The sequence below is a fragment of the Pseudomonas sp. P4_C8 genome, from assembly GCF_056401975.1.
Map to the genome: position 1 here is coordinate 63,548 of NZ_JBFUIH010000008.1, position 24,464 is coordinate 88,011.

General features: G+C 58.1%; 12 protein-coding genes. 5 read left to right on the forward strand and 7 right to left on the reverse strand.

Annotation, left to right across the window (positions count from 1 at the left end):
- Positions 1 to 390: 390 nt before the first annotated feature.
- From AC1DWM_RS07025 to AC1DWM_RS07040, 4 genes are all read left to right on the forward strand, one after another.
- Positions 391 to 3,510, forward strand: coding sequence for an Ig-like domain-containing protein (locus tag AC1DWM_RS07025; RefSeq protein WP_477794885.1), 3,120 nt, complete (start codon positions 391 to 393; stop codon positions 3,508 to 3,510).
- A gap of 148 nt (positions 3,511 to 3,658) precedes the next feature.
- Positions 3,659 to 7,273 (forward strand): Tc toxin subunit A, encoded by a 3,615-nt coding sequence (locus tag AC1DWM_RS07030; protein ID WP_477794886.1) that lies wholly within the window; start codon positions 3,659 to 3,661, stop codon positions 7,271 to 7,273.
- A gap of 55 nt (positions 7,274 to 7,328) precedes the next feature.
- Positions 7,329 to 11,423, forward strand: a complete 4,095-nt coding sequence (locus AC1DWM_RS07035; RefSeq protein WP_477794887.1) for a Tc toxin subunit A-related protein — start codon at positions 7,329 to 7,331, stop codon at positions 11,421 to 11,423.
- On the forward strand, positions 11,416 to 15,453 hold the full coding sequence (locus AC1DWM_RS07040) for an Ig-like domain-containing protein (RefSeq protein ID WP_477794888.1): 4,038 nt from the start codon (positions 11,416 to 11,418) through the stop codon (positions 15,451 to 15,453). The genes AC1DWM_RS07035 and AC1DWM_RS07040 overlap by 8 nt, the downstream gene beginning before the upstream one ends.
- 24 nt (positions 15,454 to 15,477) lie before the next feature.
- Here AC1DWM_RS07040 and AC1DWM_RS07045 read toward each other — a convergent pair whose 3' ends face one another.
- From AC1DWM_RS07045 to AC1DWM_RS07070, 6 genes are read right to left on the reverse strand one after another with little or no spacing between them, the layout of a single operon-like run.
- Positions 15,478 to 16,809, reverse strand: coding sequence for a DUF58 domain-containing protein (locus AC1DWM_RS07045; protein WP_223511810.1), 1,332 nt, complete (start codon positions 16,807 to 16,809; stop codon positions 15,478 to 15,480).
- Positions 16,806 to 17,807: an AAA family ATPase gene (locus AC1DWM_RS07050; RefSeq protein ID WP_477794889.1), complete on the reverse strand. Its 1,002-nt coding sequence runs from the start codon at positions 17,805 to 17,807 to the stop codon at positions 16,806 to 16,808. Before AC1DWM_RS07050 ends, AC1DWM_RS07045 begins: the two co-directional genes overlap by 4 nt.
- Positions 17,804 to 18,967 carry a DUF4350 domain-containing protein gene (locus AC1DWM_RS07055; RefSeq protein WP_477794890.1) on the reverse strand — a complete coding sequence of 388 codons (1,164 nt, stop codon included), beginning with the start codon at positions 18,965 to 18,967 and terminating at the stop codon, positions 17,804 to 17,806. Before AC1DWM_RS07055 ends, AC1DWM_RS07050 begins: the two co-directional genes overlap by 4 nt.
- Positions 18,964 to 20,508 carry a DUF4129 domain-containing protein gene (locus AC1DWM_RS07060; RefSeq protein ID WP_477794891.1) on the reverse strand — a complete coding sequence of 515 codons (1,545 nt, stop codon included), beginning with the start codon at positions 20,506 to 20,508 and terminating at the stop codon, positions 18,964 to 18,966. The genes AC1DWM_RS07055 and AC1DWM_RS07060 overlap by 4 nt, the downstream gene beginning before the upstream one ends.
- Positions 20,495 to 21,472, reverse strand: coding sequence for a stage II sporulation protein M (locus AC1DWM_RS07065; RefSeq protein ID WP_477794892.1), 978 nt, complete (start codon positions 21,470 to 21,472; stop codon positions 20,495 to 20,497). Before AC1DWM_RS07065 ends, AC1DWM_RS07060 begins: the two co-directional genes overlap by 14 nt.
- Positions 21,469 to 22,194, reverse strand: a complete 726-nt coding sequence (locus tag AC1DWM_RS07070) for an RDD family protein (protein WP_223511815.1) — start codon at positions 22,192 to 22,194, stop codon at positions 21,469 to 21,471. The genes AC1DWM_RS07065 and AC1DWM_RS07070 overlap by 4 nt, the downstream gene beginning before the upstream one ends.
- Positions 22,195 to 22,375: 181 nt before the next feature.
- Here AC1DWM_RS07070 and sbcB point away from each other — a divergent pair, with 181 nt between their 5' ends.
- On the forward strand, positions 22,376 to 23,806 hold the full coding sequence (sbcB, locus tag AC1DWM_RS07075) for an exodeoxyribonuclease I (RefSeq protein ID WP_477794893.1): 1,431 nt from the start codon (positions 22,376 to 22,378) through the stop codon (positions 23,804 to 23,806).
- Between the two features lie 99 nt (positions 23,807 to 23,905).
- Here sbcB and mvaT read toward each other — a convergent pair whose 3' ends face one another.
- Positions 23,906 to 24,283 carry a histone-like nucleoid-structuring protein MvaT gene (gene mvaT / locus AC1DWM_RS07080; protein ID WP_007933316.1) on the reverse strand — a complete coding sequence of 126 codons (378 nt, stop codon included), beginning with the start codon at positions 24,281 to 24,283 and terminating at the stop codon, positions 23,906 to 23,908.
- Positions 24,284 to 24,464 lie beyond the last annotated feature (181 nt).

Genomic DNA, 24,464 nt, shown 5'->3' on the forward strand with positions numbered 1-24,464 from the left:
CGACCGGTGAGTACGAGAACCGGCGCGCCCGAGAGCGCCCTGCGAACAGCCACCATCAAGTGCGGGGGATAGGGAAAACCCGACTGGATGACGCCTATGCACATCGTACAAACACCGGGCGACTAAACCCGATCGCTGATTGGCAGCGACACGGATCAAGTTACGGGGCAGGGCCAAGGTGCACAAGCCGGCGGATTCTGGCGGATGTGTAGTCCGTTGCGCAAGGTTGTGTAGTCAATGAGCCGAAGGGCGAAGGCGCGGCCTTGATCGCGCAAAGCAGGAGGGTGCCGCTCGTCGGAACTGTCAGATTTTACAGGTTGGCAACTTCTGGGTTCGCAGTTAGAAAGAAAGCCTTGGGCTTTCCACAGCAGGCTGCGAAGGAGTGAGATCATGTCCGAAGATGAAAGCAAGTTCCGTGAGACTGAGCGCAGTCGCGTTGAAGATGTCAGTGAAGGGGAGACTTTGCCGTCGACCGACATGGAAAACCCGGATACCCGCGTAGCTATTAATCCGGTCAGATTTCCCTATATCTATGATGGGTTAATAGTGAGCCAGGATGAGTCGTTTGAGTACCGCATAGACGTCGATGGTAATCACCAGGTTTGGCTTCAGGTCATGATAAATGACATAGAGGATTGGTTTTCTCACGGCAAATGGACCGCAGGAAATGCATGGCACTCTAGCCGATTCAGTTACAAAAACAATTCAGGTCCTTTAAAACTGAATCATTATTGGCAGTACGGGAGTCAGAATTCAGGCTGGCACACCATTGATCTTTATATGAGTACCTTGCCCAAAATTGACAATGCTGCAACGTTTACAAATGTCATTACAGGAACGGGCGGCGATGCCACTACCCTCAGGATTTGTTCGGTTGGCGGGCGTCCAATCAGTGGGGATTTTCAGTCAAGTAACGGTAGATGGTCGACTACATTAAATGGCAATTCAGGAACGTATGAAATATACGTCGAGCAATCCGTTCCAAACTTTGACTCTCGGAAATCCGCTGTAAAAAACATAACTTACCTAAAATCACCAAGCTTCTTAACCCCCCTCGAAAATGCGGACGTGGTCGCGTCAAAAAATATAGTAATCACTGGTAGTCAAGGAGCAGTTGGTCAAGTCATCCAAATCGTCAATGAGGGCGGAAGTAAAGAATTGGGTCGGGGTATTGTCGACGTTGGAGGAATGTGGACAATACCCATTGATTTGAGTGACAGAACAGGAAAGGTAACTATTGCGGCTCGGCATTTGCTGTCGGGTAATGAAGCATGGTCTCACCGAAGTTTTATTGTGGTGCCTCCAGTACCTTCAGTGCCTGACATTTACATGCCTGGCACCGGTGCTATCACTGATATGCGAGGGCCAATATCCGGAACAGGTGCTGTTGCAAATGCCATTGTCGAAGTACTTAAGGACCTTGATCATTCGTTCAAGATCGGGGAGGGGATCGCAGGTCCGCAGGGGCAGTGGACCATAACAAGATTCGACAGGGATATGCCCCCCGGTCCGTTTTCGATTGTCGCGCGACAAATTGTCGGAGGTGTGCCTTCTGATGAGAGCGCAGCCCGGTCGTTCAAAGTCCGTCCCCCAGCACTGACCGCCGTCACCATTTCATATCCAACCGAAACCTCGCTCAAGTTCTCAGGCACTGGCCACACCGGCGCAACGGTCGAGATCACTGTCGTCAGCGGGCCGGGAGGGACGCCGCCGTCCGCTGTCACAGTGACAGGTGGCCGGTGGGAAACCACCGCGACCAACTGGCCGTTTGGCACCTACAGCCTGAGGGCGATTCAGAAAGTCTCGGACAATGCCAATGGCTGGATTGAGTCACAGCCTTACGCATTTACCGTCAACCGGGTGCTGCCGGATCCGAGCGACATAAAGTGCACGACGGAATACCGGCCGACCTTCTCCGGCAATGGCACCAACAACGCTACGGTGAAGATCGCTGATCCCGGTGGCAGAACCTTCCCCGCCCCTAACGCGCTCGTGTCCGCAGGCAAGTGGTCGAGCCAGGCATCCCAGGTGTGGGGGCCGACATTCAAGCGGGATGTTCATGTCAGGCAATTTCTGGATAGTCAGCAGTCGCCGACCTGGGTCCCCCTCATAGTCACCATCCCACCATTGGCACCTATCATTGGCCTGGTGGTAGAGGACGGTTTCTCTCCAAAATTCTCCGGCACCTGCTGGTCAAATGCAGTCGTTGAACTCACGTTCAGCGATGCCCCCACCATCAAGCATCCTGCCATCGTTACCGGCCCAAACTGGACCTTTCAGCGCGGGACTGGGTTTGAGCCGGATGTTGTCACTCACACCGTCACCGTAACCCAGACGGCTGCCTCGCAAACATCGCCCGCTGCGTCTGAAACCTTCAAGGTCTACACGCCCATTCCCCAACCGCTGTTCACTAAACCCGAGCCCGACTCTGAGGTCGGTCGCGACATGACGGTCGAGGGTCGGGACGGCATGGCCGGGGCCACGATGCAGCTGCGCGATGCTCAATCCGGGCGGGATCTGGGAGACCCCAAGCTGCTGACAGCCGACGGTGAGTGGTCAATCGAACTCACCGGTCTGAGCTTTCGAAAGTACACCATCGATGCGCTACAAACGCGCTATGAGCGGCCATCCCCCCGCAGCGACATGGTCGATTTTGAGGTGGTGCTGCTGCCACCGGTCTTTACACAGCCAACGGAAAACGGCGATCTGCCACGAACCGCGACGCTTGAGGGGTGGGCCACATCGGGTGCGCGGGTCGAGGTTTGGCTCGATGGTGCTGCCGAGCCTTTGTTGAAGGATATTCCCGTGGGCACGGATGGCCGCTGGAAGGCCGAGGTGACCTTGCCGGTGGGGGCCAAAATCATCCGGGCCAGGCAAACCTTTGAAGAACGGACATCCCGGGATAGTCGCCCGTTGAACTACAACGTCGTGCCGGCGGCCCCGTATATCGAAACCCCGGCACTGGACGAACAGCTCGGTCGGCGGGTGGTGGTGTCAGGTTTTGGCGTGCCAGGGGATACCGTGACGGTGAAACTGAGGGACGCTGCGTTGACGGTGCTGGGGCAGAGTCCGGTGCTGGAGGATCGCACCTGGTCGGTGACGCTGATGCTCGATCAGCCTGGCGGTCGCTATGGCCTGGTGGCTGTGGCGTCGTGCGACGGTTTCGAATCGGCCGAATCCCCTGAACGACCGGTCGTGCTGGGTACGTTTGTGCCGTCCATTAATGTGCCGGCGGCGGGATGTTGGGTCAGTGATCCGGTTCACTTTGAAGGTCAGGGTAAACCGGGAGTCGGGCGCGTCATGAGCTGGTTCAACCCTGAGCAGGTGTGGGCGCCGAATATTGCCGTCAGCACCAGTGGCTGGCAGGGCAGTGCGGAGCAGCCGCTGCCCGACGGCGGCAATTGGTGCCGGTTCAGGCAGACCCTCACTGACGATGGGGATGGCGCGACGGTGTCCGATTGGGTGGACAGCCAACGCTTCGAAATCCTGCCGGCGTCCCCCAAAGCCTGAATCAACTTCTCGATGAACGGTCGCCGGTACTGTCAGTTATGACAGTAGACGGTGGTCGGTTTCAGGCGCCAAATCTCTTCAATCAATCGCACGGCCTGACAGGCTTGTCAGGCTGTTCAGGACCGTTATCGGCTCAAGGAACCTGACCATGGCTGACTCCCGCCCCGTCTCGCAATTGCTGAACCAGGTCTTCAGTGAAGAACAACGCGCACAGTACGCTGCTCTCAACACTTACATCGAAGACGGTGGTTCGATTTTTCCTCTGGTGGAAAAGGGTGTGCAGGGGCTGGTGAAGGAATACAACGTGAGCCCCGATGACGCCCGCCGATTTTTGCGGCGGGCCAACAGCATGGCCATTTATGTGCGCCGACAATTCATCGAGCACAGCTTGCGCGGTCATGAAACAGATGAGGCTGGGGCGACCAGTGGTTTGTTGTCGATGGTTTCGGGACCCAGTTTCGAAACGCTGTTCAGGCCTGAGTTCGCCAGTTTTTGCCCGTCGCAAGCTCTGGAATCTCTCGCTTCGCCAGTGGCGTATCTGATCGAGCTGTTGAGGTGGATCGAGCAGCGTATCGAGTCCGTTTCGAGCAGCAACGAAAAGCTGCCGCTGCATGAGCGACGCAAGGACCTGAAACCGCTGTCGGTCGATTTCAATGCGGTGTATCGATCGGTGTCTGCGGTCGACATCATCGTCCCGGTGCTGGAAACCTTCATCGCCGAGCACGATGCCAGACTGGATATTGAAGACGCGATGATCGAGGCGCGATATCCCAATGGGCTGCCCTATTATCAGCACTGGGTGACCCTGGATGCGGTCGCCCGTCACCAAGGCCTTTCGGTCGGCAATTTTGCGCACCTGGTGGACATCTCTGCCCCTTATTTTTTGCAACGCCAGGCGTGGGATGCCGACGCGGGGCGTGCCCTGGCTCACGCATCACGGCTGGGGCCTTATCAGCGACGGTTGCTGACCGAGGAGCCTGCAGACTCTGAAAGTCGCGACGCTTTTTATTTACAGAACTTCGGTGCCGGGGGCGTGGCGTGGCAGAACCTTAACCAGGTGCCATTCTTTGGTGAGCGAACCAAACTCGACACCCTGGGGCTGGAGGCCTTGCTGTCGGTACGAGGTTTCGCCCCCGTGCGCTCTGCCAACGTGACGTACCCGCAAAACAAGCCTGTTGAGCCGGAAAGCTGGCGCTCCGGTTCGGTTTACCTCAATGCCAATAGCGACCCCGCGGTCAGCATTACGGGTAGCGGAACCGGCCCTTCATTCCTGCATAAATTATCAGCGGATCCAACCGACGAAAATGGGCTTGAGCGATACGACCGAATGAACCGCAAGTTGCGTCTGGATCAGTGGCTGGAGCTGCCCAGCGATCAGGTGGATGCGTTGTTGGTGGCGGCCATCAGGGCTGAATCGCGCAGTAGCGCATCAGACAATGCCTGGTTGATCACGGAAAAAGTCGTGCATGCGCTGGGGTTGTTTCAGTCGTTACGCGAGCGCTACGGGTGTACGGCGCCAGACTTTGCCGCGTTTATCAACGAGTTGTCGATTTACGGTCGCGGTGAAGCGCTCTCGCAGTTTGATCAAGTCTTCAATGGCCAGGGCGACTACCGCCAACCGATGTTGCTCGATGACGGTGAGTTCTCGGTGTTGCCCATCCAGGGCGATTCCGAATTGACGATCACCCAGTTGTGCAGTGCGTTGGGGATCGATCTGCAGACCTACCGATACCTGGCCATGGCGATTGCCGGTGCGCATGGCGTCACCGACAACAAACTCAAGCGTACCGCTGCGGTCATCTCCAGTTTTTATCGCCTGGTGAAGCTGCCCCGTCTGTTGGGCATGACGCCGGTCGAAGGCGTCCTGATGCTGACGTTATTGGGTGGGGAAGAATGGCTCTACGGTCTGGCGGGTACTCCCCGGATCCATTCGACCCAAGTTGACACACCCGATGTGCTGAACCTCATTTACGCCCTGCATTCCTGTGTGGGGTGGTGCGCAGACCGCAAACTTGCGGTGCTCTGGATGTTGCAGCACATCTCACAACCTCAGGCATTGGCCACCGATTCTGACGATGAGCGCCAGTTGTTTGAAAAAGTGCGCAGCCTGTTGTCAGGCGCTCAGCTCACCCACTCGGCGTTACTGATGGCAGGTGTGCCACCGCTGGCGAACGCAAGCTGGCTGGATTTGCTGACGATGCTGGTCGATGCTGACGGGCTGGTCCTGGCGTATGCGGGTACGCAAGCCGAGTACCTGGCCTTTGCCCGGCAGGCGCTCGACGGGGCGGTGAAGGATGGCCTCGGTGAGAGCGATGAAGTCGCACGCGCTGCCATTGTCGAGAAAATGCTCGCCGTGCTTTTGCAGGCCCAGGAGGCTCAGGCGTCGGTGATCAAGGAGTCGCTGGCAGTTTATGCGGGCGTCAACGCCGAGCAGGCGTTTCAAGTGCTGGCCTGGGCCAATGCAACGGTGCACCAATTGTTGCGTCAGGTGTTCGAACGCACCCTGTCGGATCGGGAAGACTCCTTGCGGGGACGCAACGAGCAGCCTGACCCGCTGCTTGTACTGTTGGCCGATGTACGCCGTCGCAGTGCGGTGGTGGCGAAACTCGATCTCGGCGCCCAGCTGTTGCAGGACTACCTGGATTACGGCCACAAGGCCTGGCTCGATCAGGAGGACAAACATGCGTTCACGGTGAGGACGCTTTACTACCTGACGGTGCTCACCCGGGCGTTTGAGTTGAGCGAGAAGCCTGCGCAGAAACTGCTCGATTATCTGCGTGAGGTCAATGCCTTGCCTGACAACCTGAGCGTTGATGCTGAGCGTCTGGCCCAGCAAGCGGCTACGATTCGTCTGGCGGAGTTTTTCGACTGGAGTGTTCAAGAGGTGCGCGAGTGTGTCAGTCGCATCGACCCGGCACTCAAGATCCTGAAAAACCTGACCCAACTGGATCTGTTGATGCGCATTCGGGTCATGGCGACGAAGACCGGCATGGATGCCTTGACGATTTTTTTGATCGGCACCCTGCCAGAGGCCGTGGACAAGTCGAAGTACAAGGATGCTGCCGAGCATGCGTTGCTGAGCCTGTCCGGATCCCCTGTGCCTCAGATGGCGTTCACGGAGGATTTGCAGCAGCTCGTTACCTTGACCTGTGTGCCGGACAAGACCGAAGTGGTGGCCAGCAAGCCCGGCGAGAAAATCACCTTCACCGTGACCCTCAAGGATATCGACGCAAAGCCGTTGAGCGGCGTCAAGGTTCACTGGCTTGCCACGCTGGGCAGTATTGCCACCGGGAAAACGGACGTCGATGGCGTGGTCAAGGCAGAGTTCTTGCCCGGCAAGGTCATGGGCACGGACACCCCGCAGTTCTGGCTGGATCTGTTCGAGCCGCAGTACGCCCCCACCATCCATGTTGTCGCTGACGCGCAGTCACTGCAGTTTCCGCCTTCGCTCATGTCGCCGGTGCCGTTGGGCACCGTGCCCCACGGTCAGGAAGTCGAACTCTACGCCACGTTGATGGACCAGCATCTAAACCTCGGGAAAAACAGCCTCGTGCGATGGAGCTACGAGGTTGTGGGCGATACCAAAACGCCTTTGCTGGTTATCCGGCCGGAGCAGACCTACACCAACCAGGAGGGGTTGACGCGAGTGTTTGCCTCCAGCCCTACCGGCGGAAAGTTTGAGATCCGCGTTTTGTCCGAAGCAGGAGAAACCGAGGCTCATTTCGAACCCATCACGTTCGACGGCGAGGAGGCAGGCCAATGATTGCCATCGCTGACTGGACCTGCGTTCCCGGCTCACACCCTCAGGAGAAAGGACTATGGCACTGAACAATATGGCTGGCCTGCTCGAAAAGCGCCGTAATGCACTGGTCGAGTTCTGCATCGGGAAGTTCGGGAGCGGAGAATCGCCAAAGTACAGCTTCCTGAAAACCCCGGCAGACCTGTTCGAACTGCTGCGCATGGATCCCCTGGACAACTACCCGGTTCAGAGTTCCCGGGTGGCCGAAGCGACGAGCTGCGCCCAGCAGTTTATCCATGCCGCGTACCGCAAGCTGGAGCCGGGCTATGCGACGATCGAGTTCGATAAAAGAGATCTGGCGACTTGGGAGCTTTACAGCAATTACCCGGATTGGGCCGCGCGGCAACTGATCGCGATTTACCCGGAAAATTTCATGACCCCCTTTGTGCGACAGCGCAAGACCAGCCTGTTCAAAACCCTGGAAAACAATCTCAATCAGACCCGCCTGAACAGCGATTCGGTACAGGCAGCCCTGCAGGATTACCTGAAAACGTTCGAGCAGACCTGCAACCTGGACGTGATCAGCAGCTACATGGACGGTGCCTCGCCGGCACGCGCCGATTATTACTTTGTCGGTCGCCAGCGGGTGCCGCCTTTTCAGTATTTCTGGCGCAAGGCTGAGGTGGAACTCTCGCCAGCCGATGTCGCCCTCAATCCCGCGGTGTGGAATGAATGGCAGCCGGTGGATATTCCGGCCGGAGCCAAGGTGTTGGACATTCGCCCGGTGTTCTGGAGCGGGCGGTTGTGCCTGGTGTGGGCCGAGTGGCGGGACAAGGTCGAGGGAGCGGATGGCAAGAGCATACCGCCGTGGCTGGACATCAATCTGGCGTTCATGAGTCAAAACGGCCAGTGGTCGGCACCGCTGAACATGCACAGCTCCGCGCAGATGGCAGATCACTCCCAGGACAAAAACGTTCGACTGATTGCGACCGTGTGGGCCGATCATCACAACCCCAAGGGCAAGTTGGGGGTGTTGTTGACGAACCGCAAAGGGGACGGGAGTGAGGCCGGTCTGAATGTGACAGCGGTACGCGATGTGCTTTTCCGTCCCTTGCCCGAAGACGATGGCGGCTGGCTGAAGCACGCTGCGGACAAACGCTTTGTCGCCGCCGAAACGGTGCAGCATCCGTTGCTGAACCAGCCGACCATCGCTGCCGCTGTGGCCACGCCAGGGACCTTGGCGCCTTACCTGGATGTGCAGGCCGTGGCGTTTCGGGTCGGTGAAGAGGATGTGCTGATTGTCCAGGGACTTTTGAGGCCCACGGGAGAAACCCGTACCGATAACGTTGAATTGGAATTGACATTGAAAAACCCAGCCGAAGGCGACCCGGCACCGATTAAAACCTCCAAGCCAATTGCCGGTGGCTGGGGCACCGAATGGCAAGTCTTCAAGCGGGGGAAAGGTGCATGGGGGACGCCGACCTTTACTTTTGGCAGTGCCACGGGTGGATATGGACTTAAAGAATTTGCATTGACGATTGCCAACGTAACGGACTTCAACCCGTCGGCATTGCTCAAAAACACTTCCAATGCGGCGCAGTTTATTGCTTTCAACCAGCCAGACTGGACGCTTAAATTTACCCGTCTGAATTCGCTGTTCGGCCCCGAGCTGGTGCAACGCTCCAATGTTTCCGTGGATGCCGTACTTGATTGGGACACCCAGTTTCTGTCGGAACCGCCCCCCGGTTCTGCAACGATCAGCGAGCCGAACGGTGCATTCAACGGCGCCAATGGCTTGTTTTTCTGGGAGCTGTTTTTTCATTTGCCTCATCTGGTATCAACGCGCCTGCGCACGGAAGATCGTTTTCTGGAGGCGCAAAAATGGCTGCATTATCTGTTTGATCCGCAGGCGCCGGCGGACATTACAAAAGCAGTAAATCCTAAACCGCTTTACTGGCGCTGCCGGCCATTGAACGTCGTCAAAGGCAATGTGGGCTTTGAAACCCGCGCACCGACCGATCCGGACGCCATCGGCTATTCCGCGCCCTACCATTTCCAGATCCTGGTGTTTACTGAATACGTCAAGAACCTGGTCGCCTGGGGCGATTGGTATTACCGCCAGCTCACCCGTGACAGCCTGGTGGCGGCCAAGTTGTGTTACGTCCAGGCCGAGTTCTTCATGGGTAAGGCCCCTACGGTGCGCACAGTGAACCGTTGGGAAATCGACACGGTGGAGGGCCTTTTGGCCAAGAGCCTGTCGCGACCGGCGCTTGAGCAATTTGAACAAACCCTCGGGTTCAGCCTGGCGGACTTTCCTGTCGGCGCCGACGAACCGCCCGAGCTCGGGTTGCTGGCGAACAATCCTTTCAAACTCCCGATCAATGATCAGTTGCTCGCGATGTACGACTTGCCCGGCCAACGCCTGCATAACCTGCGCAATAATCTCACCCTTGACGGCAAGTCGATGGAGATCCCGCTTTTCAGCCCTCCCACCGATCCCAATCAATTGTTGCAAGACCTGGCGGCCGGGGGCATTGGCGCGCCAAGACCCATGGGCGGGCGTCTGGTGGTCGGTGCTTTCCGTTGGCGCGTGATTTTCGAGGCGGCGTTGCGTGCCGTGCAAACCCTGCAGGAATACGGCAACCAGGTGCTGCGCTTGCTTGAGCAGCGGGATCGGATCGAGCAGGAAGAAATGCAGCAAGACCATCTGGTGAAACTGGGCACCTATGCCCAGACCGTGCAGGAATATGCCATCGACCAGTTAAAGGCGAATGTGGTCGCGCTGGAGCAAAGCCGAGCCGTGGCGGCGGAACGGGCCGATGCCTATGCGGCACTCTATGACGAAAATGTGTCGGCGGTTGAATACGAGGTCATGGAAAGTCTGCAGGAGTCAAAAAAACTGTCACTGGTGTCCTCAAGCATCAAGCCAGCAGCCGGGGTGCTGGCTGCACTGCCCAATGTGTTCGGTTTGGCCAATGGTGGGTTTCGTGTCGACGAAGCCATCAATGCCGTGTGCTTTGGACTGGACATCGCTTCGGCGGTCAAGCAACTGGACGCGGACAAACAAGCCACCACCGAAGCCTATCGTCGTCGTCGCAACGAATGGGAGATGCAACGTAATCAAGCGACAGCGGAGATCCGGGCGATCGATGAGCAGATCGGTGCTCAAAGGCATGCCGTCGAGGCGGCCAAAACCAGCCTGCAGCAGACCCTCACGGCCAACAGCCAAGCGCTGACGGTTTACAACTTCCTCAAGAAGCGTGCGACCAATGCCGAACTGTTCGGCTGGTTGCTGGGCCAGTTCAAGGCCCTGCATTATCAGGCGTACGATGCGGTCGTCAGTTTGTGCCTCAACGCTCAGGCTTCGTTGAACGCGGAAACCGGCGATTACGACGCGAATCTTCCCTTGCCTCAGGTCTGGCTGGATAACCGTCACGGCTTGACCGCAGGCGAACACTTACGCGGGCATTTGTTGCGCATGGAGCGTGAATACCTGCAACGCCATGAGCGACGGCTGGAACTGGTCAAAACCGTATCCTTGCGGCAATTGTTTGACGACAAGGTCGAACCGCAAGTAGGGATCGACAACTGGACGTCTGCGCTGCAGCAGTTGCAGGACCGGGGGACACTGGAATTCAAGCTTACCCAGCTGCTGTTCGATCGCGATCATCCGGGGCATTACTGCCGACAAATCAGCTCGATCGAGGTCGATCTGCCGGTGCTGACCGGCCCTTACGAAAATGTACGAGCAACCTTGTTGCAGATCACCAGCATGATCGCGACCAAGGCATCGAGTCAGTCTGTGAGGTATTTGCACAACCCGGACGGTGCCACAGGCCCCTCCGACGTGCAGGTCAACCTGCGCAGTGGTCAACAAATCGTCTTGTCGATGGGGATTGCCGATAACGGCATGACGGCCATGAAACCTGATGAAGGGTTGCTCAACCCCTTCGAAAACACCGGGGCAGTGTCGCGCTGGACGTTGAACTTTCCACGGCCGACAAAAACGTCGCAGCACGCCATGCTGCTGTCGTTGACGGACATCATTCTGCGGATCCGTTTCACAGCCAAAGCCGGCAAGCCAACCTTCGCGCGAACCGTCGAAGACCTGGTAACCCAAGCTGAAAACCCGGAGCAAAACCCAACCGTCGAAGGAGCCGTCCGTCATGAATGAACCGATCATCCAGGCCAATCAAAGTCTGATCCGCAATGGCGATTTCAAGCAGGGGTTTTCCGATTGGAAGAAAGGTTCGAATAATCCAGGCTGGTTGAGTACCGCGCGTGAAATCCATGAAGGCGAATTTATTCGTTTTCTGAAGTCTGGAAACAAGTCTTCGGTCAGTCAGCGGTTGGAGGTCCCAAAGGATCCCATTGAGCAAGCGCGCTATGTCCTCGGTTTCTGGTGCGAGACACGGCACACCGAAGCGGGCACGCTGAAGATCAGTATTGATGGGCAGCAAGAGACTTTGGTAATCCCGTTGCCGCCGGGTGCATCTCGGGATGTGGAGGAGGATCAGGCGCGGATGAGGAACGGTCAGCCGCTGGAGTTCAAGCCGATCAAGTACGAAGTTGAACTGGCGCTGCCATTCAGTGCCGGGGACACGCTCACCGTCGACGTGTCCAGCCCGGCCAATGCCCCCAATGACCCCATTTCGGGCATCTGCATCACCCGAATCAATCTCCAATTGCATCTGGAGCCAGCGGTGATGCAAGGGCTGATGCTGGATGAAGAACCGGTGTCACCTGCTGCGACGCTGTACCTGTGCCTGGGGGCCTCCGCGAGCGAGGCTCACCGGTTGAAATTCCTGCCCGCGCCAGACAATGCCTGGCGGGACACCCGCGCAGCGTTGAGCAGTGACGACAATCCGTTTGGCGCGGTTGTCGCAGTGCCGGAATGGGGCGTGGATCATCCGTTAGAGGATCCATGGCAGCTTGATTGCCCGTTGATCGGCGATGAAGAGCCCTACCTGTTCTCGATGAACCTGGTTAACCAGTACACGGCTGAGCCTTACCCGGTGAATGTGTCGCTGGGGCATCATCGTTTGGTGTTTCGTGAGGTGCTTGAGGCGGCGTATTACCCGGTGCTTGAGTACGGGCAGCGTGTGCGTCTGGGTGTGCAAGTGGCGTCGTATTACACCGGCCAGTCCCTCAGCGGGCGAACGGTGATCTGGACGCTTGAAGGACAAGGGGTGAAAGGCACTGGCGTCACGAATGATCAAGGCTGGGCTTACTTCGATTTTGAACCGGTGGCAGCGGGTAACGTTGTCATTCAGGCCTCTGTCGACAGCCCCTATTACGCCGCTGGTGTGGTCACTCAGGCGTTGGAAGTTCGGGTATTGGCGACGGATCCGTGGAAGGAAGTATTGGCGGTCGTCGAGGGCGATGAGAAGCGTTGGGAGGAAAAAACCGGCTATCCCAATCGGGGCTCGGATTATCCGGTGACGGTGAAACTGCCTGCGGACAACCCGTTGTTGGGCACGGAACTGTCGTTGCACTGGAGCGGTGATTCCCATGAACAATTGGGGGTTGGTGTCAGCCCGCCGCTTGAGGAATCGGTGCCGGTCATCGGTCGCGATATGGCCTGGACCCTGACGAGCGAGGATCGTCTTGACGGTCGGTTTTATCTGGAGCTGGTCTGCTCGAAGCTGTTGTCTCCTTCACCGAAAAAAACCATGTCGCTGGCGCGCAATCTGGTCAAGGTCGGCGAGGTGCGTGAGGCCAACAAGTTTCCGGTGGTGGATGAAAACGAAAGCGTGCTGTTGCGGGTGCAGGTGGTGCATGTCGTGGCCAGTGGCGACGGTGATCCGGTGAACAACGCGTGGGTCGACTGGATAACCCCTGAAGGCACGATTGCGACCCGATCCGGTGCCGGTGGCTGGGCCAGTGTGTTGTATACGCCGAAAGTCGCTGGGGATCAGGTCGTCGAGGCCAGCATCAAGGCCCATGAAGAGGCCGTTGCGATTGAACAGCTTTTTGATGTGAAGGCGATTGCGACCAGTCCCTGGAAGCGTGAAGTCAAGATCCTGCTGGATGAGGTGGAGGTCGAACGCAATACGCTCGGCGTGCTGTGTCGGCGTGGCCAGACACATACCTTGAAAGTTGTTCCGGTCGCCGGCAGTTCGTGGGTTGGAAAAAACATCAGTTTGCACTGGCGAGGTGCAGCCCCGGATATCGGATTAGTGCCTGCTGACCTCGGAACGCCCAAGGCTTTGGTAGCAGACGGCGTGGAATGGAAACTCGTCTCACAAGCGAATGACAGCCTCAGCAGTCTGTTTGAACTGGAGCTACACCTTGAAGGCGAATTAACCGTTCGAGAGCTATCCGGGCGCTTGATGTCCGGGGATCTGACGGAAGAAGTGAGCCTGATGCTGGATCAGATTTCGGCAACGTTGGTCGGTCGATCGTTCTATCCGTGCCTGGGTGCGATTCATCGCTTCAACGTTTTGCCTAATGCGCTGAGCCCGTTGGTGGGACTGGATTCCTCGCTGGCGTGGTCGGGGACGCCGGCCGATCAGTTAGGGGCAACGGTTCAACCCACTTTGAACCTGCCTCAAACGATCACCGACGGCGGTGCTATCTGGTCATTGGACTTCACCGCCAGTCAGCAACCCGGCCAGTTCGCCTTGGCGTTGGCACTGCCTCAGTTGAACTTCGTTGCCAGCGCCAAGCCGATGATGCTGGCGCACAACAAAATCAGGATCGAGTCGTGGCGTGAATCGCCGGTGGATCCGGTGGTAGGGCAGGAGCCTGCGTGGCAGTGGGTTCAGGTGTTCTCTCATTTCACCCAGCACGCTGTGAATCAGGTGCCCGTGACATGGACGACGCCGCAGGGGCCAAGGGTGGTGCATACCGATAACGAAGGTTGGTCCGGTATTGATTTTTCGCCGGTAATCGATGGGGCACATGAAGTACAGGCGTTGGTGGTCAGTGCTTTCGACAGCTTTGAAGATAAACGCGTGATGGGGGTTACGGCACTGGCGAGCGATCCGTGGGAGGGGCTGTCGGTCAGGTTTGACGGCGGATTGGCTCACGCCTGGGGCGAAAAGACCTACTTCCCGCGTCGCAAAGGTGAACACATGTTTGAGGTGTCGGCTCCCCAGAACAGTCCGTTGTTTGATCGTGACTTGACACTCGGCATGACGGGGACAGGGCCTGACGAACTGGGAATCAGGTTTTTGTTGGGGGCCTTGGGGGTACCACGCAAGTTTTTCAATGTGGTGAATTTGCAGTATCAGTTCAAGGCGGGCGATCTGAAGGACGCAAGTTTTGCGTTGCGATTGTCATCGGAACGGCTGGCGAGTCTTTCGCCAGCGAACGCGATGTCATTGGGGGAAGGCGCGCAGGTGGTGAAAATCGCCGGGAACAGCCGCGTTGATCAGACGCTGGATTGGGGGCAGGAATTTTTAGGGCAGGTCACCGTAGTGTCGGCCATCAGTGGCAAGGCGATGGTGGGATGGGTGGTGACGTGGCGTAGTCCTGATCTTGGAGTCGTGACCACTGTGACTGATTATTACGGGGTGGCGAGAGTTCGCTTCGTTCCCGAAACTCCTGGAGAGGCTGAGTTGACGGCAACGGTGGGGGATAGGGAGTCGGTTGCGTTGTCGTATTTCCTGAATGAGCCACGGGAAATACAGACTCTGTCCAGTCCGGATCCTGCCGGATTTCCCGGAGATGAGGTCTCGGCCGACGCTATCGTTGTCTCAGCTATCACTGGCGAACCTTTGTGGGATGTAGAGGTAATGTGGGACTTCCCGGGCGTGACGATTGCACCAACGAGAACTAACAAAGAAGGGAAAACGAGTGTGATGTTCAGGCTTTCAGCGAACATGCCGAGTGTTTTGGGAGCCTCTGTGCGAGGTGGAAAGGCGGGATGGGATACGGCACTGCTAATGTTTACTGTTGAGGATCGGCAGCTAGCCTTTGTTCAACTCATCGGCAATGGCCAATATTATGTAGGGCAAACGGCGCGCCTCAGCTGTCGGCTGGTTGATAACACCACTGGAGAAGGTGTCGTAGGTGTAGACGTCGCCTTTTTCAACAATGGCGTATTCGATGTTTATGTGAAATCGGCTGATCAAGGCGTCTTGAGTAGACATTATCAATCGGATCGATATCAGCATTACGAAGTACTCATGCGGTTCCTAAACTCTGACGGTACAGTTAACGTTGAACAACGTGCAGGTATCGTATTCCTGGAGCGCTAGGGGTCCATTGATGGACGTAATTGCTCATAGCGCTGCCGCCTTCTTCCACCCCAAATACCGCGTCACCAACTCGGCCCCTAACTCCTGGGGTCGAGCATCCACCACCAGCACTCCATGAGCCTTCAACCGCTCATGGAGCTGCGCCCTGTCATTCAAATAATCCACCGTCCCGCAATAGGCCAGCGCCTCTGGCAAGGTCTGCACCGGGGCGTGCCGTAGATTATCGAGCAAGTCCTCACGCAGGCTCGCCACCAACACCCTATGCAGCTTGCTCAAGCGTTTAACCGCAGTCAGCAATTCTTCATCGTCTTCATCCCGCAGGTTGGTCACCAGCACCACTAGCGCCCGGCGTTTCTGTCGGGCCAGCAGTTGAGTGGCCGCAGCCTGGTAATCGGCGGGGCGTTGAGTGCTCTGGAGGTCGTAGACGCTGTTGAGCAACACGTTGAGCTGGCCCGTGCCTTTGATCGGGGCGAGGTAATGCGGTCGGTCGCTGGCGAAGGTGCTCAGGCCCACGGCATCACCCTGGCGCAGGGCGACGTAGCTGAGCAACAGGCTGGCATTGAGTGCGTGATCGAAATGCGCGAGTTCGTCATCCTGACTGCGCATGCGTCGACCGCAGTCGAGCATGAAAATGATCTGTTGATCGCGCTCGTCCTGATACTCACGGGCAATCGGCGTGCGCTGGCGGGCGGTGGCTTTCCAGTCGATCTGGCGCAGGCTATCGCCTTCACGAAATTCGCGCAGTTGATGAAACTCCAGACCCAATCCGCGACGTTGTCGCTGGCGCACGCCGAGTTGGTTGAGCCAGTTGTCCACCGCCAACAGCTGGCCGTCGTAGATGCGGGCGAAGTCGGGGTAGACGCGGGTACTGTCGACCACGTTCAGCAGGCGTTTGTCGGACCATAAACCCAAGGAACTCGGCAAGCTGATTTCACAGTGTTCGAAGCTGAAGTGGCCACGCTTGAGCGGACGCACCCGATAGCCAATCTGGCTCTGTAGACCGGGTTGCAATTCGACGGACAAGGGGAGGTTTTCGAAACTCAGTCCCGGTGGCACATGATCGAAAAGGTGCACGTTCAGCGGTTGAGTGAACGCATGTTCAACGTCCAGCCGTACTTCACTCCACCGACCCAATGCCAGACTGCCGGGCATGTGTCGGCGCAGGCGCGGCGAGGGCTGGCGTCTGAGGCGAATGGCGTCGAGCACGGCCAGCGACAACAGGGCCAGTAGCAATCCCCAGTTGATCGACAACAGAGTCGATGGGACGGCGATGTCCAGCGCCCGCAACGCGCCTAACACGATGCCGATGACCAGCAGGATCGCGAGCCAGATCAGCAGCAGGCGTGTCGGTTTCACAGGCGCGGTGCCGGCACTTGATCGAGCAATTGCCTGAGCACTTGATCGACGTCCAACCCTTCAATATCCAGCTCCGGCGCGATGCGCACTCGATGGCGCAGAACCGCCAATGCGCAGCCTTTGATGTCGTCCGGAATCACAAAGTCGCCACCGCGCAACAACGCACGGGCTCGGGCGCAACGCACCAAAGCGATGGATGCGCGAGGCCCGGCGCCGAGGGTCAAACCCGGCCAGCTGCGGGTGCTGCGGGCCAGTCGAACGGCGTAATCGAGCACCTGATCATCCAGCGGCAAATCACTGGCAATACGCTGCAAGGCCAGCACGTCCTTGGCCTGCAACACCGTGCGCAACGGTTGCACATCGAGCATGTCGGCGCGGGTCGAGCGGCTGACCTGGCGGACCATATTCAACTCTTGCTCGGCATCGGGGTAATCCATGCGCACCTTGAGCATGAACCGATCGAGTTCGGCTTCGGGCAGTGGATAGGTGCCTTCCTGTTCGATGGGGTTTTGCGTGGCGAGCACCATGAACGGTTGCGCGATGGGCAGGGCGCGGCCTTCGAGGGTGACCTGGCGTTCCTGCATGGCTTCGAGCAATGCGGCCTGGGTTTTCGCCGGGGCGCGGTTGATCTCGTCAGCCAGCAGCAGATTGGTGAACAGCGGGCCTTTGCGCAGTTTGAACTGCTCGGTGTTCAGGTCGTAGACCGCGTGCCCGGTGACGTCGCTGGGCATCAGGTCCGGGGTGAACTGGATGCGCGCGAATTCGCCACCAAAGCAGCGGGCGAGGGCGCGTACCAGTAATGTCTTGCCCAACCCCGGCACGCCTTCGAGCAGCACATGGCCACCGGCGATCAGAGCGGTGAGGACGTCGTCGATCACGCTGTTCTGACCGATCACGGCTTTCTGCAATTCGCCGCGCACGGCCTGGGCCAATTGACTGGCGCGCTGGCGTTGCTGGGCGGCGTGAGTTGGCGAGCCGGGCTCGATCTGTTCACTCATAAAGCGTTCCTCAAGGTTTGCAGGTGGGCGACCAGACGGCTGAAGTGAGCGCTGGACAGCCGCTGCTTCGGTCGCGGGCTCATGGCCTGGCTGATAGCGCGTGTGGGTTGGCCGGTCAGGCGTGCGAGCACCAGCCATTGCTCGGCAACGCCGAGTTGTTCAAAACCGGGATGACGGCGCCGCACACGGCGCAGGATGTCTTGTTGCAAGGCTTGCAGCAGGTGCTGCTGGCCGTTGCGGCGCAACATGAAATCGGCACTGGCGCGCAGGTGTTCCTGGAGTTGGCGGCGGCCTTTCGATGCGGGTTCCAGCAGCGGACCCTGGCGCACGCCGACATGCCAGAATCCCAGGATGATCAGCGCAATCAAGGCCACCAATGCCTGTGGGAAATAACGCAAAAGCAAGGTCAGCAAGCTGTCGTGATCGGTGTTGAACAGCAACGTGACGCTCGTGTCCGCCGTCAGATACCAGAGCAGCCAGGCATTGTCGTACTGGTCGATGGCCGGGGTTTTCCACAGGTCGGCATCGGTGACCACGGTGATCGAACCGAGTCCGTGATTGAGCTGCATCATGTGCGTGGCCTTGCCGCTGTTGGCCCAGGCTTGCGCGAGGTTTTTCGGGTCGTCGAGATGGAATGCCGTGTCGAAATTCGCGTAGGCCGGTGCTTCTTCATCTTCCAGATACAGCTTGGTCAGTTTGGGATAGTGATCGTCGAGGATGTCGGGTGGCGGGTCCTTGAGGTCTTTGCTCAGCGACTGGTGCAATTGCACCCGGTCGAGCAGCAGGTCGTTGCTCTGGCCGGTCTTTTCATCCCAAAGGGATTGGGCCACAAATAAAATACGCCCGCCGGCACGGGTCCAGTTCAAGACCTGATCAATCTGACGCGGGGTCATGTTGTAGCGATCCCCGAGCAGCAACAGGCTGTGCTGATGGGGATCGAGGGTGGGCAGCACGTCAAGACCATTGGCATGGTTGACGGTCAGGCCCTGCTTGCGCAAAAAATGTTCAGCGGCGAGGTAGGGGTTGGCCTGCGCTTCAGGCGATGGGCCGTGATCGATTTCTGCCTGATAGGGCGTGGCTTTCAGGTACAGATAAATACTCAGCGCACCGACCAGTACAGCGATGAGCACACCGACCGCTAACCCTGAACGCCGGCTCAACGGTCAGCCTCCGGGCCGAACAATGTTCGCCAGCCGTCACAGAGTTCTTGTTGCAGGTACGCGGGTGGCAGGCGGTGACCGTAGGCCATGTTTTGCCAGTGCCCGGTCAGGGTTTTGCTGAAGGCCAGCAACGCCGGTTGCTGCAGTTGTTCGACGCGTTGGAGTACTTCGCCTTCGGTATCGGAGGGTTTCAGCGCCATGTGGTGGTCGTGCAGCAAGTGACTGAGCAGGGCGCGATAGAGCAAACCGAGGGCCGCGCGCGGGTTGGTTTGCCAGAGACTTTCAGCACTGGCGGCAATGTCGGCGGGCAGGGTTTCGCGGTTAAGGTCCAGGCCGAAAGCCTGCTGCGGTAACGGCCGGGCGACTTTACTTTTCAACGCGGGTCGACGGCTGACGAACGCCTGCAACCAGTCACGGTAACGCCAGATCAATATGCCGATACCGCCGATAATCGCGCTCCACAGCAGCAGTTCAATCAAGGTGGCGAGGAAGCCGAAACGCTGGCTGTCGAGCAGCGCCAACAACGCCTTCAGCCATTCGGGTGTTTTGCCGTCATCCGGGGTTTTGGCCTCGGGTTTATCCTCGCCAAACTGATAGCGGGTGACCGTTTCCTTGTTCTTGAACGGTGGTTTGTCGAGGAGAGCTTTGATGCTGTCTTTTGAAGCCTGGCTGGTCAGCGGTTGATTGAGCAGACGAGGACTGTCCGGAGTGATGACAGGCTCGGCGGCCCAAACGTGTTGCGCGCCAGGCACCAACAGGATTGCCGCCAGAATCAGGGTGAGGGTGGTTGTATTGAGGCGTTGGCGTAAGCGGCGAAACACCAGTTCAATATCCCAGGCCTCCAGCACCGTGCGCCGGTTCAGGTAAAGACTGAAACCGCAGGCGACATAGACCGGCTCCCAGACAATCAGCACCAGCACGTAAAAAGCATTGGTCAGGTGTTCCAGCCAGCGCCAGTCCTGCACGACGGCGGTGATCAGGGTCTGCCAGCTCCAGTCGAGTTCGACCTGCTGTGGCAGGAACAGGTAGAACAACACCATCAAACCAATCCATAGCGCGCTTTCCAGATGCACGCCGATGATCGTCAGCCATTGCGCCGCACCGGCGTTGCGCCGCAGCAGTACTTGCAATCGCTGTTGTCGCGGCTCGCCACTCAGGCCCTCAAGTTGCACCACTGGCATCACAAAACTGCGGCTCAGGCTCAGGCGGCGCCAGGTCAGGCTGGCCAGCAGTTGCGGCTTGAGCAGGCGTGGCCATTCGCGCAGCGCCTGTTTCAATGTCGGTGTTTCGCCGAACAGGCTTTTGGACAGGATGAACAACGGCAGGCGCTCAAACGCCGGTTTAAGCCACCAGAAGATAAACACGGCCAGGGACGGCGAATCCCAGAACATCGCACTCAGCAAGGCGAAGACCGGCAAGGTCACGATGGCCCAACTGGTCATCAACAGGCGTCGATGGCGCTGGCTCAGCAGCACGCCCAGGTCCATGGCTTCCCAGGTGTTGCGCGGGCGGATCACGACCGTGGCGTCACTCAGGCGCATGGCGAGCCCGTCCGGCAAACAGCAGATACGTTGCGACAAACGCCCAGAGCGCGGCGCCAACCAGGTATTTGGTCATCGGTGCCGGAGCGGTCATTGACGACCAGTAAGCTTCGATAAACGCCGCAATCAACAGGAACAACATGACACCGCAGATCAGCAACACACTCTTGCCCGCCGCCAGTCGCAATGCTTCAGCGCGCGGCAGGCGTCCCGGTGCGATCAGTGCCCAACCCAATTGCAGGCCGGCGGCACCAGCCAGGGCGATGGCCGTCAGTTCAAAGGCGCCGTGGCCGATCACGAATGACCAGAACGTTTGCCCGTAGCCGACGTGCGTCAGGTGCCCGGCCACTGCGCCGATCATCAAACCGTTGAACAGCAGGAAAAACGCGCTGCCCAGACCCAGCAGCAAACCACTGGCGAAGGTCTGAAAGGCGATGCCGATGTTGTGCATGATGTAGTAACCGAACATCACCCAGTTCTCACTGGCGGCGCGTTCCGTTGTGCGCCCCAAATGGCCGGCGACCGGGTCGTACATGCTCTGCAATTCGCCGACCTGCTCGGCCGGAATCAGGTTGTAGACCAGGTCCGGGAACAGGTACACCAGCAGTGCGAAGCCGATCAGGCTGCCAAAAAACATCAGGCCGGCGGCGAGCACAAAGCGCCATTGTTCACGCACCAATCGCGGAAAACCGGCCAGGATGAAGCCCGCCACGTTGGCGCCCAGCTGACTGCGATGCCGATACAGCTGTTGATGCCCGCGTAGCGCGAGCTGCTGCAATGAGTCAATCAGAAAACTGCTGTAGCCGCGCTCCTGAGCCAGCGCCAAATGCTGGCAAAGGCGACGATAGTCCTTGGGGAAACCGCCGGTCCGGGACGCGTCCTTGCCGTGCTCCAGTTGACCCAGCATCAGGGAAAACTGTTCCCACTCGGCCTTGTGGCGCTGTTCGAAAAGACTTTGCTTCATGCCGGACCCAACAAGCCGCGGGCAATGCCGTTGAGCTCTGCCACAGCGCGCGGCGGGTCGATCTGCAGCGGTTGAGCGAGAATCGAGGCGAGCTCAAGGGTGCGCGCTTCGGAGAGTTCACCCTGGCGTTCGGCAAAACCGAGGATGGCGCGTTGTTCGGGCAGCGTCAGGGCAAAAGTCGGGCGCACAGGCTGGGCTTCGGGCAGTTGCGGGCGGGTGAGCGGTTGTTCGCGGTAGATCACCAGCGTGCCGGCAGCGAGGTCGCCGAGGCGTTTGAAGGTGGGATGTTGCAGGCAGCTGATGGCGCCGAGGAAGTAGCCGAAGGGCAGCATGTCGACAAATCTCAGCAGGTTGCGCAGCAGCGAAGCGGTCCAGCCGACCGGCGTGCCGTCGTCCTGCACCACGCGCAAGCCCATCCACTGCTTGCCGGGTGAGCGGCCCTGATTGAGCACTTCGAACAGCACCATGTACCACCAGCTCACCCCGAACAGCAGGAGCGAGCCCAGCCCGGCGCCAAGCTTTCCGAGAAACGCCAGCACGATAAACAGCAGGCCGAGGATCAGCCCGCGCAACCCGAGGTCAATGGCGAAGGCCAGCGCACGCACCATCAACCCGGCGGGACGCAGTGGCAAGTCGATGCCTTCGGGCGTTTCGACTTGATACCGCGTGTCCAGTGGCGGGTACAGCGTCGCTTTCCTTGGCAGTGCTGTGGTCTCGAGCATGGGCAACCTGTGTGGCCTGTTCGGGATTCGATGTCTGTCCGATGCTAGCAGCCTCTCGGGGGAAAACGACATAACTATGTATTGCACGGTGAGTGGCCAGAGGTGATTGAATGACAAGATTACTGGCCGGAGCGGGATGTGAACGCCTAGACTTCGCCGATCTTCAGTTCAGGAATAGCCCGTGACCTCCATCTTCTGGTACGACTATGAAACCACTGGTATCAATCCGCGCTGCGACCGTCCGCTGCAAGTGGCGGGGATTCGCACCGACTTCGATCTCAATGAAATAGACGAGCCGGTCAACCTTTACTGCCAGCCCAGTGACGACATCCTGCCGCATCCGGCCGCTTGCGCGATCACCGGCATTACGCCAGGCCGCCTGGCCGAACAGGGCTTGAGCGAAGCCGATTTCATGACCCGGGTGCATGCCCAGTTGGCGGCGCCTGGCACGTGCGGTGCGGGTTACAACACGTTGCGTTTCGACGACGAGATGACCCGTTACAGCCTGTATCGAAACTTTTTCGACCCGTATGCGCGCGAGTGGCAGGGAGGTAACAGTCGCTGGGACCTGATCGATGTGGTGCGTGCGGCGTATGCCTTGCGTCCGGATGGGCTCGTCTGGCCCTCAGACGACGAGGGCCAAGTGACGCTCAAACTCGAACGCCTGACCGCCGCCAATGGCATTGATCACGGAAATGCCCACGAAGCGTTGTCGGATGTGCGCGCCACCATCGCGCTGGCCCGTCTGATTCGTGAAAAACAGCCAAAGTTGTATGACTGGCTATTCAAGTTGCGCAGCAAACAAAAAGTGATGGACCAGGTTCGCCTGTTGCAACCGATGGTGCATATTTCCGGGCGCTTTTCGGCGGCCCGCAGTTATGTCGGTGTGGTGCTGCCACTGGCCTGGCACCCGCGTAACAAGAACGCATTGATTGTCTGCGACCTGCACCTGGATCCCCAGGGTTTGCTGGATCTGGATGCCGAGACCTTGCGACAGCGGCTGTACACCCGTCGCGATGATCTGGCCGAAGGCGAACTGCCCGTGCCGCTTAAACTCATTCACATCAACAAGTGCCCGGTGGTCGCACCCTTGTCGGTACTTCGCCCCGACGACCAGCAACGCCTGGGGCTGGACATGGCGCTTTATCAGGAGCGGTCGCTGCGGCTAATCGACGCACAACAAGTTTGGCGAGATAAAGTGCAGGCAATTTATACCCACGAAGATTTCACGCCAAGCCAGGATCCCGAACAACAGTTATACGATGGTTTTATCGGTGACCGGGATCGGCGTCTATGCGAGCAAGTCAGGTCCGCGGACCCTGCGCAGTTAGCACAAGAACAATGGCCTTTCGATGACGAACGTTTACCTGAATTATTGTTTCGATATCGCGCACGCAACTTCCCCGATACGTTGAATTCCGAGGAGCAAGAGCGCTGGCGATTATTCTGTCAGAAACGTTTGTCAGCGCCCGAGTGGGGGGCACCCCATACGCTAAATACTTTTGCAGAAGCTGCGGCCCAAATGAACGAAACTGCTACACCGTTGCAGCGTGCAGTGCTGAATGAATGGCAATGTTATGTCGAGGCATTACAAAAACGTTTGAATCTTTGAAAACGAAAATAGTCATGCCCCCCTCACGGGCATAAAAAAACGCCAGCATTCGCTGGCGTTATTTTTTGTCACCTTTCTATCTGTGACAAGCTCTGCGGCTTAGCCCAGCAGAGTAGCCCAGCCTTCAACCACGTCGCCGCCCCACTTGGCTTTCCACTCTTTCAGAGTTTTGTGGTTGCCACCTTTGGTTTCGATGACTTCGCCGTTGTGCGGGTTTTTGTATTGTTTAACTTTGCGAGCACGCTTGGTGCCAGTAGTTTTTACTGCGCCGCCGCGTGGTGCTTTGGTTTTGGACTCTGGATCCAGCAGCGCGATGATGTCACGCAGGGACTTGGAGTATTCGCCCATCAGGGTGCGCAGTTTGCCTTCGAATTCCAGCTCGGTTTGCAGTTTGTCGTCTTGGGACAGGTTCTTCAAACGGGCTTGCAGCTCTTTGATAGCTTCTTCGGTGGCACGGTATTCGTTGATCAAGGACATGAGGACTACCTTATGTTGGAGGCTGGATGGCAGGGAACAGTGTGGCAATAATAGTCAGGGTGTTTCATCAAGTAAACATTTAACCGACGTTTTAATTAAATTACTTGTGAGGAACAGGGTGGAAATTGAAGAGGTCATTAAATAGTGTGAGCAGACAACACAGATATTCACAATTTGACTC